Origin of the sequence: Tsukamurella conjunctivitidis (assembly GCF_007858475.1) — a bacterium.
Taxonomy (GTDB): Bacteria; Actinomycetota; Actinomycetes; order Mycobacteriales; family Mycobacteriaceae; genus Tsukamurella; species Tsukamurella conjunctivitidis.
In genome coordinates this window covers 82,712-95,554 of record NZ_VIGX01000002.1, presented here as the reverse complement: position 1 = coordinate 95,554, position 12,843 = coordinate 82,712, and the positions used below count along the sequence as shown (strand labels likewise).

Annotated in this window: 17 protein-coding genes and 1 riboswitch; of the genes, 6 read left to right on the top strand and 11 right to left on the bottom strand. The window is 69.4% G+C overall.

The window, feature by feature from the left end:
- Nucleotides 1-21: 21 nt before the first annotated feature.
- The gene (locus tag FK530_RS04250; protein ID WP_146485739.1) at nt 22-402 is read right to left on the bottom strand and encodes a hypothetical protein; all 381 of its coding nucleotides are present in this window, start codon (nt 400-402) and stop codon (nt 22-24) included.
- A 28-nt stretch (nt 403-430) separates the two neighbouring features.
- The gene (locus FK530_RS04245; RefSeq protein ID WP_146485738.1) at nt 431-1,714 is read right to left on the bottom strand and encodes an aminotransferase class V-fold PLP-dependent enzyme; all 1,284 of its coding nucleotides are present in this window, start codon (nt 1,712-1,714) and stop codon (nt 431-433) included.
- A 52-nt stretch (nt 1,715-1,766) separates the two neighbouring features.
- Nucleotides 1,767-1,878, bottom strand: a riboswitch (SAM riboswitch).
- A gap of 84 nt (nt 1,879-1,962) precedes the next feature.
- On the opposite strand from FK530_RS04245, the gene FK530_RS04240 reads away from it, so the two are divergent.
- A complete protein-coding gene (locus FK530_RS04240; protein WP_146485737.1) occupies nt 1,963-2,748 on the top strand; it encodes an HAD-IIA family hydrolase in 786 nt (261 codons plus the stop codon).
- Here the strand turns inward: FK530_RS04240 and FK530_RS04235 are convergent.
- Entirely contained in the window at nt 2,721-4,118 is a 1,398-nt protein-coding gene (locus FK530_RS04235) for an MFS transporter (protein ID WP_146485736.1), read from the bottom strand. The genes FK530_RS04240 and FK530_RS04235 overlap by 28 nt on opposite strands.
- Nucleotides 4,119-4,187: 69 nt before the next feature.
- Between FK530_RS04235 and FK530_RS04230 the strand changes: the two genes are divergently transcribed.
- Both FK530_RS04230 and FK530_RS04225 read left to right on the top strand, forming a co-directional pair.
- Nucleotides 4,188-4,793, top strand: coding sequence for a TetR/AcrR family transcriptional regulator (locus FK530_RS04230; RefSeq protein WP_146485735.1), 606 nt, complete (start codon nt 4,188-4,190; stop codon nt 4,791-4,793).
- A gap of 44 nt (nt 4,794-4,837) precedes the next feature.
- A complete protein-coding gene (locus FK530_RS04225) occupies nt 4,838-5,761 on the top strand; it encodes an LAGLIDADG family homing endonuclease (RefSeq protein ID WP_146485734.1) in 924 nt (307 codons plus the stop codon).
- Here FK530_RS04225 and FK530_RS27270 read toward each other — a convergent pair.
- Complete coding sequence (locus FK530_RS27270; RefSeq protein WP_438947239.1) at nt 5,724-6,329, bottom strand: DUF3885 domain-containing protein; 606 nt, start codon at nt 6,327-6,329, stop codon at nt 5,724-5,726. The genes FK530_RS04225 and FK530_RS27270 overlap by 38 nt on opposite strands.
- Nucleotides 6,322-6,447 carry a hypothetical protein gene (locus FK530_RS26850; protein ID WP_262406848.1) on the bottom strand — a complete coding sequence of 42 codons (126 nt, stop codon included), beginning with the start codon at nt 6,445-6,447 and terminating at the stop codon, nt 6,322-6,324. The genes FK530_RS27270 and FK530_RS26850 overlap by 8 nt, the downstream gene beginning before the upstream one ends.
- A 97-nt stretch (nt 6,448-6,544) precedes the next feature.
- On the opposite strand from FK530_RS26850, the gene FK530_RS04220 reads away from it, so the two are divergent.
- Nucleotides 6,545-6,970, top strand: coding sequence for a DUF4279 domain-containing protein (locus FK530_RS04220; protein WP_158645024.1), 426 nt, complete (start codon nt 6,545-6,547; stop codon nt 6,968-6,970).
- Nucleotides 6,971-7,020: 50 nt separating this feature from the next.
- A complete protein-coding gene (locus FK530_RS04215; protein ID WP_146485732.1) occupies nt 7,021-7,692 on the top strand; it encodes a copper homeostasis protein CutC in 672 nt (223 codons plus the stop codon).
- Nucleotides 7,693-7,748: 56 nt separating this feature from the next.
- Here FK530_RS04215 and FK530_RS04210 read toward each other — a convergent pair whose 3' ends face one another.
- The 4 genes from FK530_RS04210 to FK530_RS04195 are packed head-to-tail and all read right to left on the bottom strand — an operon-like array spanning nt 7,749 to nt 10,384.
- Complete coding sequence (locus FK530_RS04210) at nt 7,749-8,291, bottom strand: GNAT family N-acetyltransferase (protein ID WP_146485731.1); 543 nt, start codon at nt 8,289-8,291, stop codon at nt 7,749-7,751.
- A 3-nt stretch (nt 8,292-8,294) separates the two neighbouring features.
- A complete protein-coding gene (locus FK530_RS04205; protein WP_146485730.1) occupies nt 8,295-9,497 on the bottom strand; it encodes an O-succinylhomoserine sulfhydrylase in 1,203 nt (400 codons plus the stop codon).
- Nucleotides 9,498-9,506: 9 nt separating this feature from the next.
- Nucleotides 9,507-9,920: a rhodanese-like domain-containing protein gene (locus tag FK530_RS04200; protein WP_146485729.1), complete on the bottom strand. Its 414-nt coding sequence runs from the start codon at nt 9,918-9,920 to the stop codon at nt 9,507-9,509.
- Nucleotides 9,917-10,384, bottom strand: coding sequence for an Rv0361 family membrane protein (locus tag FK530_RS04195; protein WP_146485728.1), 468 nt, complete (start codon nt 10,382-10,384; stop codon nt 9,917-9,919). Before FK530_RS04195 ends, FK530_RS04200 begins: the two co-directional genes overlap by 4 nt.
- 146 nt (nt 10,385-10,530) lie before the next feature.
- Between FK530_RS04195 and FK530_RS04190 the strand changes: the two genes are divergently transcribed.
- Complete coding sequence (locus FK530_RS04190; RefSeq protein ID WP_146485727.1) at nt 10,531-11,919, top strand: FAD-dependent oxidoreductase; 1,389 nt, start codon at nt 10,531-10,533, stop codon at nt 11,917-11,919.
- Between the two features lie 98 nt (nt 11,920-12,017).
- On the opposite strand, the gene FK530_RS04185 is transcribed toward FK530_RS04190, so the two are convergent.
- Nucleotides 12,018-12,377: a hypothetical protein gene (locus FK530_RS04185; protein WP_146485726.1), complete on the bottom strand. Its 360-nt coding sequence runs from the start codon at nt 12,375-12,377 to the stop codon at nt 12,018-12,020.
- Nucleotides 12,378-12,509: 132 nt separating this feature from the next.
- Complete coding sequence (locus FK530_RS04180; RefSeq protein WP_231706494.1) at nt 12,510-12,818, bottom strand: winged helix-turn-helix transcriptional regulator; 309 nt, start codon at nt 12,816-12,818, stop codon at nt 12,510-12,512.
- Nucleotides 12,819-12,843 lie beyond the last annotated feature (25 nt).

Here is a 12,843-nt window from a genome sequence, read left to right as displayed (position 1 = left end):
CCGCCCGCGTGGCGCGGACGACTACGCGGCGAGCAGGGTGGCGATGAGGTCCTTGGTGCGGGCGCCGCCCACGGGGCGGAGCACGACGGCATCGGCGACCTCGGCGGCGTAGACGTCCTCGATCAGGGACTTCAGGCCCGACGGCGTGCCCACGTAGGTGATGCCCTGGGCGGCGCCGTCCGGGGCGTAGCTGGCGCGGGCGTCGGCGGCGCGCTCATCGATCACCACGTCGACCTCGAGCGCGACCGCGGCCGGCTCCCGCCCGGCGCGCTCGGCCTCGGCACGCAGGTAGCCGCGCTGCCGCTGCGCCAGGCGCAGGTCGGCCGCGCGCACCCGGGTCAGGTGCACGGACTCCGGCTCACCGTCGACGGTGACCACGAGTGCGGGGCGGGAGACGGTCATGGTTCCTCCGGTTCAGTGCGATCGAGCGTCAGCGCGTTCGAGCGGTCAGGTCCTCCAGGGCGCGCACCAGGCGGCGCACGTCGTTCTCACCGGTGCCGAGGCCGATGCTGGCCCGCACGGCACCGTCGTAGCAGCCCAATCGGTTAACGACGGGATGGGCGCAGAACTTCCCGTCGCGCACGCCGATCCCGTACTCGGCCGAGAGGAACTCCGCGACTTCGCGCGGGGTGCGACCGGCCACGGTGAAGGCGACGATGCCCACCCGCTCGGTCGAGTCGGCCCAGATCTTGAGCGTGCGGATCCCGTCGACGCCCTCGAGCGAGCGCAGCAGCAGGTCGGTGAGGAAGCGCTCGTGCCGGGCGATGGCGTCCTCGCCGAGGCGCGTGATGGCCTCGCAGGCGGCGGCGATCGCGACCGCGCCGAGGACGTTCGGCGAGCCGGCCTCGTGCCGCGCCGGGCCGGTGTGCCAGGCCACCTCGACCGACTTCGAGACGGGCGTGCCGATCACCTCGTAACTCGCGCCCCCGCCGCAGCGGACCGGCTCGGCCTCGTCGAACCAGTCGGCGCGGCCGACGAGCACGCCGGAGCCGAAGGGCGCGTAGAGCTTGTGGCCGGAGAAGGCGAGGTAGTCGACGCCGCTCTCGCGCAGCGAGATCCGGCGGTGCGGGACCAGCTGGGCACCGTCGACCGCGATGCGCGCGCCGTGCCGATGCGCCAGCGCGGCGAGCCGGCGGATGGGCAGCACCTCGCCGGTGACGTTGGACGCGCCGGTCACGCTGACCAGGGCGGCGGGGCGGCTGCGCAGTTCCTTCTCGAGCACCTCCAGGGTGCCCTCGATCGAGAGCGGCGCGGAGATCACGCGGGCACCGCTCTTCTTCCACGGGAGCAGGTTCGCGTGGTGCTCGCAGTCGAGGACCACGACCTCGCCGGGCACGCAGCCGGCGAGCAGGTTGATCGAGTCGGTGGTGTTGCCGGTGAAGATCACGTGGTCGTCGGCGCGGGCGCCCACGAACTCGGCGACGATCTCCCGGGCCCGCTCGTAGCGCGAGGTGGAGCGCTGCGAGAGGTGGCCGGCGCCCCGGTGCACGCTCGCGTACTCCCCGAGCGCCTCCTGCACAGCGGCCTGCACCTCGACCAGCGCCGGAGCGCTCGCCGCGTAGTCGAAGTTGGCGTAGCGGACGGTCGCGCCGTCGCGGAGCGGGGCGTACTCGTCGGCGCCGGTGACGGCGGCGAGGGGACCCAGCGCGAGCGGGGTGCTGCGGACGGTGGGGGCGAGGCAGACGGCGGTGCGCTCGGTGGTGGCGATGCTCATGAGAGTCCTTCAACGTGTTGAGGACGCGCCGCGCCGAAACGACGGTGCAGCGAATCCGCGCTTGCCGCACACGTTCGGTGCGGCCAGGTCGTCACCCGGAGCACCCCACCGCGGAGGAGGGTTGCCGACCAGCGAGCCGGGGCTTGTCACTGGCACTCATGACCTGCGTCGAGAATGCACCGCGTCCCGGCCCGGCGTCAAGGTTCGAATCACGGCGACGCGAAACCCGGCGCGAGTAGATTCGCGGCATGACCGAGTGGACCTACCTGATGGACATGGACGGCGTACTCGTGCACGAGGAGCACCTCATCCCCGGCGCCGACTCCTTCATCGCGGAGCTCACGGGGGCCGGGACGCCGTTCATGGTGCTCACCAACAACTCGACGCGGACCCCTCGCGACCTGCGGGCGCGCCTGGTCGCCACCGGCCTCGACATCCCGGAGTCGCGGATCTGGACCTCCGCCCTCGCGACCGCGAAGTTCCTGCAGGACCAGCGGCCGAACGGCACCGCCTACGTGGTCGGCGAGTCCGGCCTGACCACGGCGCTGCACGACGTGGGCTACGTCCTCACCGACAACGATCCCGACTACGTGGTACTCGGCGAGACCCGCACGTACTCGTTCGAGGCGATCACCACCGCGATCCGGCTCATCGACCGCGGCTCGCGGTTCATCGCCACCAACCCGGATGCGACGGGGCCGTCGCGCGATGGACTGTTGCCGGCGACCGGTGCCGTGGCCGCCCTGATCCGCGAGGCCACGGGCCGCTCTCCCTACTACGTGGGCAAGCCGAACTCGCTGATGATGCGGTCCGCGCTGCGCGCCCTCGGTGCGCATTCCGCGGACACGTTGATGATCGGCGACCGGATGGACACCGACATCGTCTGCGGCCTGGAGGCGGGCCTGCGCACCATCCTCGTGCTCACCGGCATCTCCACCCGCGAGTCCGTGACCGCCTTCCCGTACCGCCCCACCCGCACGATCGATTCCGTCGCCGACCTGGTGGGTCACACGGACGACCCGTTCCCCGGCTGACGTGTTCGCCGGACGGCGAGGGCCGCGCCGACGCCGACGACGGCGGCCAGCGCTGCCATCATCAGGAAGGCGGCGCCGTACGCCGCCGCCTCGCCGGTGATCGCGGCGGTGGCGGCTACGATCACGGCGAGCCCCAGTCCCCCGCCGACCTGCTTGGCGCAGTTCATGATCCCCGACGCCGCGCCAGCCTCATCCCGCTGCACACCGGAGACGGTCATCGTGGTGAGCGGGAGATTCACCATTCCCGATCCCACGCCGATGAGGAGCGCCGGGAGCAGGATCGCCGTGAGGTAGGCCGATCCGGGGCCGAGCATGCTCTGCCACCCGAACCCTGCCACCAGGAGACCGGATCCGGCCGCGACCATCGCGGGCGCCGAGTGGCGCCGGAGCAGCCGCGGGGTCCAGCGCAGGCTCACCAGGAGTTGAATCACGGTGTGCGGCAGGAACGCCAGCCCGGCGACGAGCGCCGAATAGCCCAGCACCACCTGCATCTGCAGCGACAGGAAGAACCACATCGGCACGAGCGTGGCGCCGGTCAGCAGCATCCCGGCGTTGCCGCAGCGCACCGAGCGGATGGCGAGGAGCGCAGGCGGAAGAAGCGGGCGCTCGGTGCCACGATCACGCATGCGGAAGGCGCAGAGCAGGAGCGCACTCACGACGCCCGCCGCCACGGCGGCCTGCCACTGTCGCTCCCCCGCCGCGCTGAATCCCCCGGCCGCGAGCAGAAGCGCCGCCGTCGCGAGCGCTGCCGCGACCGGGTCGATCCCCGGAGCGCGGCGCGCCGGACGCCCCGAGCGGGCCGAGCGGGCCGCTTCGTGCGGCACCGTCGGGAGACCGCCCAGTGCCAGCATCACGGCGAGGGCACCGAGGGGCAGGTTCACGAGAAACACTGCCCGCCAGCCGAAGAGCTCGGTGAGTACGCCGCCGCAGAGGTTTCCCGCGGTGCCGCCGGCGATGCTCATCGCCGTCCACCACGCCATGGCGCGGATGCGGGGCTCGCCCTCCTCGAACGTGGTGGTGAGCATCGCGAGGGTCGCCGGGGCCACGAACGCCGCGGCGAGGCCCTGCAGGGCGCGACCCGCGAGCATCGATTCCACGCCTGTCGCAGCACCGCCCAGAGCGCTCGCGGCGGTGAACAGCGCCAGGCCTCCCGCGAACGTCCACCGCACCCCCGCCACGTCGGCGATCCGGCCGCCGAGCAGGAGGAATCCGGCGAAGGGCAAGGCGTACGCGGTGACCACCCACTGCTGACCGACACCACCGAGACCGAGATCGGCGCGAAGCGCGGGGAGCGCGACGTTCACCACCGAGACGTCCAGCGTGATCATCAGCTGCGCGAGGCACGCAGCGGCGAGAACCCTTGCGCGCATCACGCCTCCGTTCGTACGTCAGCTGTATCATCAACGTCGTGATACGAATGTATCAACAAGGAGGTTCCGATGCCACGGACCGTCGATCACGACGAGCGCAGGGCGCAGCTGTCGGATGCGCTGGCGCGGGTCGCCGCGCGCGACGGCCTGCACGCCGTGTCGATGCGATCCGTCGCCGCGGAAGCGGGCGTCTCCCTACGGCTGGTGCAGTACTACTTCACGAGCAAGGAACAGCTGCTCGTCGGGGCGCTGCGCCACTTGGAGGAGCAGTCGAACGCCCGCTGGCGAGTGCGACTGGCCCGCCTCGGTACCGATCCCACGCCCCGGCAGGTGCTGGACGCCTTCGTCGCAGAGGCGCTGCCGACCGACGCTCCCAGCCGCGACTTCTACCTGGTCTCCAACGCGTTCAGCGGACTTGCGACGACCGAGCCGACACTCGCGGCCGAGCCGCTCGCCGGGGGCGTCGGCCGCCTCCGGGAGAGCGTCGCCACCGCGTTCCGGGAGGCCGAACGCCTCGGCCGGCTCGTGCCCGGGGCGGATCCCGGCGTCGAGACCGACAGCCTCATCGCGCTGTGCAACGGCCTGAGCACCGCCGTGGTGATCGGCCATCACACCCCCGAGCGCGCGGTCGAGGTGGCCCGCTACCACCTCGACCGCGTCTTCCACAGCCGATGATCGGGCGCATGAAACCTGTCGTACGCCCGGCCTAACGTTCGAGCATGGAAGACCTCGATCCCTCAGATCCGATCATCGCCTACTTCCTCGGCCTGCTGCACACTGATGGCACGCACCATGGAGACGTCGGCCACAAGGGGCGCGTCACGATCGAGCTGGCTGAACGCGACGTTGACATCTTGCGCGCGCTTACTGAGGCCTTGCCACTCAAGACGACGATCCGCACGCGAACACGAGTAACGAACTTCAGTGGCGGCAAGCAGTACACCTGCTTCAGCCTCAGTGTGTTCGACCAGGAGTTCCGCCGCTGGCTCGCCACGATGCGGATGCCGCCGGGCCGCAAGGCGACGTCCGTGGGACCGCCGTCATGCGAGTTCTCCCATCGCGATTACCTCCGGGGAATCATCGACGGAGACGGGTCGGTCGGATTCACGAAGACTGGTACACCGTTCGTCTCCTTCGTCACTGCGAGTGCGGAACTCGCCGAATTCGTCGGTGGCGCCATCCACGCGACCTCTCACCGATCCCGTACCCTTCGTAGGAACGCACGGGACGACGTATTCAACGTCATGGTGACGAATGTCCCTGCCGCTCAACTCGCAGACTACATCTGGCCCAGCCCCGACGTTCTCGGTATCGAACGCAAGAAGGAGTCCGGCCTATCGGTAGCGCAGTGGCGTCCACCTGCAGAGAAGGCTGGACGCTACGGCGTCGTCCGACGGCGTTGGACCCCCGGGGACGATGCAATCGTCGTCGCCAACACCGATGAGGCTGCGGCTTTCGCCCTGGGGCGCACGATCAAGAGTATTGCGGTCAGGCGCTGGCGCCTGGAGAGGGCACTAGCCCGAGAAGCAACTGTCGCGTCGTCCGGGCCGCGAAACAGCGACGGCTCTGATTGCCGCAGGCATCGCGATAGGGACGACGCAAAATTCACCACGCAGGCAGCCAAGCCGCGAACAACTCGGTGACCCGGTCACATTCGGCCTCAGTCTCGAGCATGAGATCCGAGCCACCGTCGTAGGGACAGTGCTGCCAGGCCCAGGTGGAACCCGTGAGTACGACCTCAGGTACACCCCACTCCGCCACCAGGCGGAACAATTCATGCAGCACCGGCGCATCCCGCCGGACACAGTGTAGGTAGAGATGGGCCCAGATCTGTTCCTCGTCATTGGGGTATCCCTCAGAGACACTGCGCCAATAGCGTGGCCGCGGCAATAGGTTGGCTATCGCCGTCGATCGCCGTACCGGGCGCGAAGAATTTGAGTACGCGCGTGTCACCACCGTGAGAACCTCTTCGCGCCCGCGCAGTTCATCGAGCATGGCGAAGTCTCGACGAAGAAGCTCCGCGTACTCCTCGTCCGAGTCGGGATACTGCTTGCTCTCAGGGAGGCTGTGCAACCGAACCCACCAACCGCCCGGGGGACTCCGAAGGTCCTGAGCACTCCTTGGGAGATCGCCGAACCTCTTCCGCCACGCGGCATCGAACTCGGCGACCTCCGCCGCGGTCGGGCGCCGGACCCCATCGCCCTCACCCATCGTCGTGGCTCCATCGGAGCACGTCGACGCCAGCGAAGTCGAAGGACAGGAAGCCGTCGAGGATGGCCCGCTCACGGTCGGTGAGCGGGCGCAGGCTCGTAGGCTCAACCCGTTCCATGAGCTGCACCGTAGATCGTCTCGCGATCCGGCCGCCAATGGTTTCACCGGCGAATACTCCGTTGAACCCGTGCGTACGGGAACCTAGCGTCGACCACATGCCGCCCGTACACCGCGCCGTCGCGTCTCTGCAGCTCAGCGGGGATACCCTCGACCCGCTGATCATCACCCGGATACTCGGCACCCCGCCGACGCAGTCCTACGGGCGGGGTGACCTCGTCCCGGCCGGACACGGAACCCGGACCGCCCAGTTCGGCCTGTGGTCCCTCGGAGCCGAGGACACCGAGCCCGCCGACATCGATACGCAAGTGGCACAGCTGCTGAGCGGACTCCCCGCCGATCTCGGCGTCTGGCGCGAGCTGTCCGATCGATACGCCCTCCGCCTGTTCTGCGGATGGTTCCTGCAGGGCGGGAACGAGGGCGTGGTCCTCTCCGCGACCACGCTCGGCGCACTCGCCGAACGAGGCATCTCCCTCGACCTCGACATCTACAGCGCGCCCCATCGATTCAACGACCCCGTGTGATTTCTCAGCAGTGCCGATCGGCTCGCGCCGAGCACGTCTAGGGTGGGCGAATGGCATTGCTGGAGGTCATCGCGCTCGACGCCCGGGACGCCGTCGCCGCGCAGGAGGGTGGGGCGGACCGCGTGGAGCTCGTCGCCGACATGGCGGCCGACGGGCTCAGCCCCTCCACCGACGTTGTCGCCGAAGTGCTCACGGCGACGGATCTGCCCGTACGCGTGATGATCCGGCTCGCCGATGGCTTCGCCCCAGGAGACCTAAACGCACTGTTACGGCGCACCGACGAGCTGAGAGGCGCAGGGGCACAGGAGTTCGTCCTCGGCTTCCTCACGTCGGGCGGCGCCGTAGACCTGCCGGCAGTCACGCGCATCGTCGACGAACTCGACGGCGCTCCCTGGACCTTCCACCGCGCGATCGATCACTGCGCCGACCGGGAATCGCTCCGCACAGCGATCGCAGACCTGCCCGGGCTCGACACGATCCTCACCGCCGGCGCCACGAACGGCGTGGACGACGGCATCGACATACTGGCCGCAGAAGAGCAAGGACCGCAGCAGATCCTGGTCGGGGGCGGATTGCGCCTCGATCACCTCCCGCGGCTGCGGGCCGCGGGGATCGACGCCTTCCACATCGGCAGCGCCGCTAGACCGCAGGGCTGGGAGTCACCGGTCTCGGCAGAGGCGGTCCGTCTGTGGCGCAAGGCCATCGACGTGCAAGCCCGCTGAGTGCGGTCGGAAACCCACCGATACGGTAGGAAACCGACCACGCTCACGGCGCTGGCTCAGCCCAGCGCCGCGGCGAGTTGCGCAGCCGTCAGCGGACGATCCGAGAGCACCAGCCGGACCGCTCCCGGATCGGGATTGCCGGCGTCAGGACCGCGGTGCACCTCCGTCAGACCGACTTTGACCGCCACGCGCGCCGACGCGGCATTGTGTTCCACCAGGTATGCGACGATCGGTGTCTCCCGATCCCGTTCCCGCACGGCTTCGATCCCCCGACGCGCTACCGCCGTCGCGATGCCCCGCCCGTGGACCTCCGCCGCCAGGCGATAGCCCAGGTTCCAGAACGCTCGGTCGTTCGGACCTCCGCGCAGGTCACACCCTCCGTACCCGATTACCGCACCGTGATCCCGGACGACCCACGGCCCCAATCCGTCTCGTTCCCACGCCGCGATCCACTGTTCGACCAGACCGCGTGTCCGATCGGGTTCGGTATGCCGAAGGCTCGGATAGTGCGTCCACACTCGCGGATCCCCGAGGATCGTGTGCAGCGCAGGCGCATCGCCGGCCGTCGGACGGCTGAGGTCCAGCTCCGGGAAGCGCATGTCTCAGCCGAGGGCGCGGTCCAGGTCGGCGATGAGGTCGTCGACGTTCTCCAGTCCCACGGACAGGCGCAGCATCGAGTCGGTGAGGCCGATCTTCGCGCGGCCCTCGGGACCCGTCGCGCGGTGCGTCGTGGTGGCGGGGTGCGTGATCAGTGACTTGGCATCGCCGAAGTTGTTGGAGATGTCGATGACCTGCAGCCGGTTGAGGAACTCGAAGGCGCGCTCCTTGCCGGCCAGGGCACCGTCGGCCAGCTCCAGGGTGATCACGGTGCCGCCGGCCTTCATCTGCCGCTTCGCCAGCTCGTGCTGCGGGTGCGAGGGCAGGAAGGGGAAGAGCACCTTCGAGACCCGCGGGTCGGCGTCGAGGAACTCCGCGACCTTCTGCGCGTTCGCGCTCACCCGCTCGGCCCGCAGGTCCAGCGTCTCCAGCGCCTTGAGCAGCACCCAGGCGTTGAACGGCGCCATCGCAGGGCCGGTGTGCCGCATCAGCTGCTTCACGGGACCGTCGATGTAGTCGAACCGGCCGAGGATCGCGCCGCCCATGACGCGGCCCTGGCCGTCCATCGTCTTGGTGGAGGAGTGCACGATCACGTCGGCGCCCATCCCGAGCGAATCCTGGTAGCCGACGGGGGTGAAACCGGCGTCGAGCACGACCTGCGCGCCCGCGGCATGGGCCAGCGAAGCCACGGCGCTCACGTCGACGAGGCCCTGCATCGGGTTCGCGGGGGTCTCGAAGAAGACGGCCTGGGTGGGGACGCTAAGCGCCTCCTCCCACTGGGCGAGGTCCTCGCCGTCGACGAAGACGGTCTCGATGCCCCAGCGCGGCAGGATCTCGTTGCAGACGACGTAGCAGGAGCCGAACAGCGAGCGGGCTGCGACGAGCCGGTCGCCGGCCTTGAGCAGCGCGCCGAGTGCGGTGAAGACTGCGGACATGCCGGAGGCGGTCGCGAAGCATGCCTCGCCGCCCTCCAGGAGGCGCAAGCGCTCCTGGAACATCGCCACCGTCGGGTTGCCGTAGCGCGAGTAGACGAACCGGTCGATGTCGCCGTTGAACGCGGCCTCCGCCGCCTCGGCGCTCTCGTAGGTGTAGCCCGAGTTCAGGAACAGCGCCTCGGAGGTCTCCTCGTAGTTCGTGCGCAGGACGCCGCCGCGCACGGCGTACGTCTCGGGCCGCAGGCCGTCGGGCAGGGGACTGAACTCCGTCATGGCCTCAGCCTAGAACTGCCGCCAGGGCAGGCCGTCGGCGCGCCAGCCCGCGACGCCCCTATGTCCGAGTGCGTCGACGGGCCCCTCGAAGCCGTCGAGCACGTTGTACGCGCGCTCCACGCCCGCCGCGGTGGCCGTCTCCGCGGCGCCGATCGAACGGTGGCCGGAGCGGCAGAGGAAGACGACGGGGGCGTCGTCGGTCATGCCCTTCGCGCGGAGTTCCTCGACGAAGGTCGGGTTGCGCGCACCGTCGGGGTAGCGCTGCCATTCGACGAGCACGGGGTTGCGACCGACCTGCGACAGCTCGGGGATGCCGACGTAATTCCATTCGGCCTCGGTGCGGCAGTCGACGAGGATCGCCGACGGGTCCTGCTGCAGCAGGGCCCAGGCCTCGCGCGGGGTCAGGTCTCCGGCGTAGCTCACGAGCACTTCTTCCACTTGTCGTCCTCGCGGACGAACTTCGCCTGCTCGGTGCGTTCGCCCGCCTTCTCGTACGTCACCGTCAACTCCGCGGACGCGGTATCGCCGTTGACGGTGAGATTCTTCACGCCCTTCTCGTCGAGCTTGGCCTCGCCCTCCTTCTCGACGACCGCCTTGCGCGCGTCGGTGAAGCCGGCCTCCTTCGGGAAGTCGGCGGCGGCGCGGTCCTTCGCGCAGGTGTTGGCGACCAGGTCCGAGTACCTCCCCTTGTTCAGGGCGCCGTAGTACTGGCCGATCGTGACCTGGACCTGCGCGGAGTCGCTGAGCCGCTCGTCCGACGGGCGGATGGCGTTCCAGGCGAGGACGCCGCCGATCAGCAGCACCGCGACCACGAGGGCGATGAGGAAGGGCGTGGCCGTGGTGCGGCGCTCGGGAGGCGGTCCGGCGGGGCTCTTGTCTGCGCTCACTGAGTTCTCTACCCTCTGCTACTAGAACACGTTCCAGTTCCTGGGGCGGGGTGGAATCCGCCACCCGCACTAGGAACAGTTGATAAGTCCGCACTAACCTGGTGGGGAACTTCAACCGCGTATGCAGACAAGGTAGCCGACTTCACATGACCGAACAGAACCGCCCGTTGCGCGTCGCGATCGTGGGCGCGGGCCCCGCAGGCATCTATGCGGCGGACGCCCTCATGAAGTCCGACGAGGCGAAGGACCCCGGCGTCAGCATCGATCTCTTCGAGAAGATGCCCGCCCCGTTCGGCCTGATCCGGTACGGCGTCGCGCCCGATCATCCGCGGATCAAGGGCATCATCACGGCCCTGCACAAGGTGCTCGACAAGCCGCAGGTGCGCCTGCTGGGCAACCTCGATTTCGGCAAGGACTTCACCCTCGAGGACGTCCGCCGCCACTACGACGCGGTGATCTTCTCCACCGGCGCCGTCGCCGACCGCAACCTGGAGATCCCCGGCATCGACCTGGACGGCAGCTACGGCGCCGCCGAGTTCGTGGCCTGGTACGACGGCCACCCGGACTTCTCCCGGGAGTGGCCGCTCACGCAGGAGAAGGTGGCCGTCCTGGGCGTCGGCAACGTGGGCCTCGACGTGGCCCGCGTGCTGGCCAAGACCGCCGACGAGCTGCTGCCGACCGAGATCCCGCCGAACGTCTACGAGGGCCTCAAGCTCAACCAGGCGAAGGAGGTGCACGTCTTCGGCCGCCGCGGACCCGCGCAGGTCAAGTTCACGCCGCTCGAGCTCAAGGAGCTCGACCACTCGCAGACCATCGAGGTCGTCGTGAACCCCGAGGACATCGAGTACGACGAGGGCTCGGCGAAGGCCCGCCGCGAGTCGAAGATCACCGACCAGGTCGCCACGATCCTCGAGAACTACGCGATCCGGGAGCCCACCAACCGCCCGCACAAGCTGTTCATCCACCTCTTCGAGTCGCCCGTCGAGATCCTCGGCGAGGACGGCAAGGTCACGGGCCTGCGCACCGAGCGCACCGAGCTCGACGGCACCGGCAACGTGCGCGGCACCGGCACGTTCACCGACTGGGAGATCGGCGCCGTCTACCGCGCGGTCGGCTACCTGTCCAACGACCTGCCGGAGATCCCCTTCGACGACCAGGCCGGCGTCATCCCCAACGAGGCCGGACGTGTCATCGACGCAGGTCAGCACATCGAGGGCGTGTACACCACCGGGTGGATCAAGCGCGGCCCCGTCGGTCTCATCGGCCACACCAAGGGCGATGCCAATGAGACCATCGCCTGCCTGCTGGAGGACTTCCACGCGGGCAAGCTCAACGCCCCGTCGGACCCCTCGCCCGAGGGCGTCACCAACTGGCTCGACGACCACGAGACCCCGTACACCACCTGGGACGGTTGGTACCGCCTCGACGAGCACGAGCGCAGCCTGGGCGAGGCCGAGGGCCGCGAGCGCGTGAAGGTCGTCGAGCGCGACGACATGCTCGCCGCTTCCGAGCCGGGCAAGGTCCAGCAGGACTAGTCCGGAGCGCATGTACGACGGTGCCGCCGTCCCGATAATTCGGGGCGGCGGCACTTTTCGCTCACGATGATTCTAATTCGGTCGCATGGCACCCGGACCTACGCGCGACGCCACTTCCCCGCTCGACACTCCAACCCGCGCCCCCTGTCGCTCGACGAAGCCTTGCAGGGTTCACCGACCTCCGGTGTCGTATCCGTGCGCCAGGTGCCGCCACGACAGGTGAGCCCCGGCGCCTTATCGAACGTCTCGCACGCTTTGCCCACTCGCGGCGGCGAGTTGTCGACGCGCCACTCGCCGAACCGGCACTCGTAACCCGGCTTGGTCTCGAACATCCGGCACTCGCGCCCGGCCGTGGGATCGGCGGAGGTGGCACCCGCCCCTACCAGCCCGGGCACCATCAGGGCCGCGGCCACCGCGGCGAGCGCACCGCGGGAGGCCCGCATCTTCCGGTTCTGCATGTGCAACATCGTAGGCGAACTCTCCGCCACCGACGGCACACCCGCACAACCGACGGAACCGGGCCGCGGTGCGGTGGATTTTGCCCGCTGAGCGGACAAAATCGACCGCAGAGCGAGCCGGCCGCGTGACCGCTACTCTCGAGCCCAGTCCCAGACGGGCCAGAGGGCGCGGCCGAGGGCCTCGCCGCGCGAGGTGAGCTCGTACTGCTTGTCGGGGAGCTTGCGGGCGATGCCCTTCTCGACCAGGTGGGCGAGCCGGGTGGCGAGCACGCTGGAGCTGCAATTGCCCATGCGCCTGCGTAATTCGAGGAATCCGAGCGAGCCCGGCTCGAGCTCCCAGACGATGCGCAGCACCCAGCGCTGACCGAGCAGGTCCATCGCCGCGACGACCTCGTCGTCCGGGTTCTCGCGCCGCTGGGGCACCACATCACGCACTGACACGGAACAGAGCCTACTTGCGCTTCTG

Excerpts from the sequence above, each read along its gene's own strand:
- FK530_RS04250 (WP_146485739.1), bottom strand. The coding sequence starts at position 402 with ATGACCGTCTCCCGCCCCGCACTCGTGGTCACCGTCGACGGTGAGCCG.
- FK530_RS04245 (WP_146485738.1), bottom strand. The coding sequence starts at position 1,714 with ATGAGCATCGCCACCACCGAGCGCACCGCCGTCTGCCTCGCCCCCACC.
- FK530_RS04240 (WP_146485737.1), top strand. The coding sequence starts at position 1,963 with ATGACCGAGTGGACCTACCTGATGGACATGGACGGCGTACTCGTGCAC.
- FK530_RS04235 (WP_146485736.1), bottom strand. The coding sequence starts at position 4,118 with ATGCGCGCAAGGGTTCTCGCCGCTGCGTGCCTCGCGCAGCTGATGATC.
- FK530_RS04230 (WP_146485735.1), top strand. The coding sequence starts at position 4,188 with ATGCCACGGACCGTCGATCACGACGAGCGCAGGGCGCAGCTGTCGGAT.
- FK530_RS04225 (WP_146485734.1), top strand. The coding sequence starts at position 4,838 with ATGGAAGACCTCGATCCCTCAGATCCGATCATCGCCTACTTCCTCGGC.
- FK530_RS27270 (WP_438947239.1), bottom strand. The coding sequence starts at position 6,329 with ATGGGTGAGGGCGATGGGGTCCGGCGCCCGACCGCGGCGGAGGTCGCC.
- FK530_RS26850 (WP_262406848.1), bottom strand. The coding sequence starts at position 6,447 with ATGGAACGGGTTGAGCCTACGAGCCTGCGCCCGCTCACCGACCGTGAG.
- FK530_RS04220 (WP_158645024.1), top strand. The coding sequence starts at position 6,545 with ATGCCGCCCGTACACCGCGCCGTCGCGTCTCTGCAGCTCAGCGGGGAT.
- FK530_RS04215 (WP_146485732.1), top strand. The coding sequence starts at position 7,021 with ATGGCATTGCTGGAGGTCATCGCGCTCGACGCCCGGGACGCCGTCGCC.
- FK530_RS04210 (WP_146485731.1), bottom strand. The coding sequence starts at position 8,291 with ATGCGCTTCCCGGAGCTGGACCTCAGCCGTCCGACGGCCGGCGATGCG.
- FK530_RS04205 (WP_146485730.1), bottom strand. The coding sequence starts at position 9,497 with ATGACGGAGTTCAGTCCCCTGCCCGACGGCCTGCGGCCCGAGACGTAC.
- FK530_RS04190 (WP_146485727.1), top strand. The coding sequence starts at position 10,531 with ATGACCGAACAGAACCGCCCGTTGCGCGTCGCGATCGTGGGCGCGGGC.
- FK530_RS04185 (WP_146485726.1), bottom strand. The coding sequence starts at position 12,377 with ATGCAGAACCGGAAGATGCGGGCCTCCCGCGGTGCGCTCGCCGCGGTG.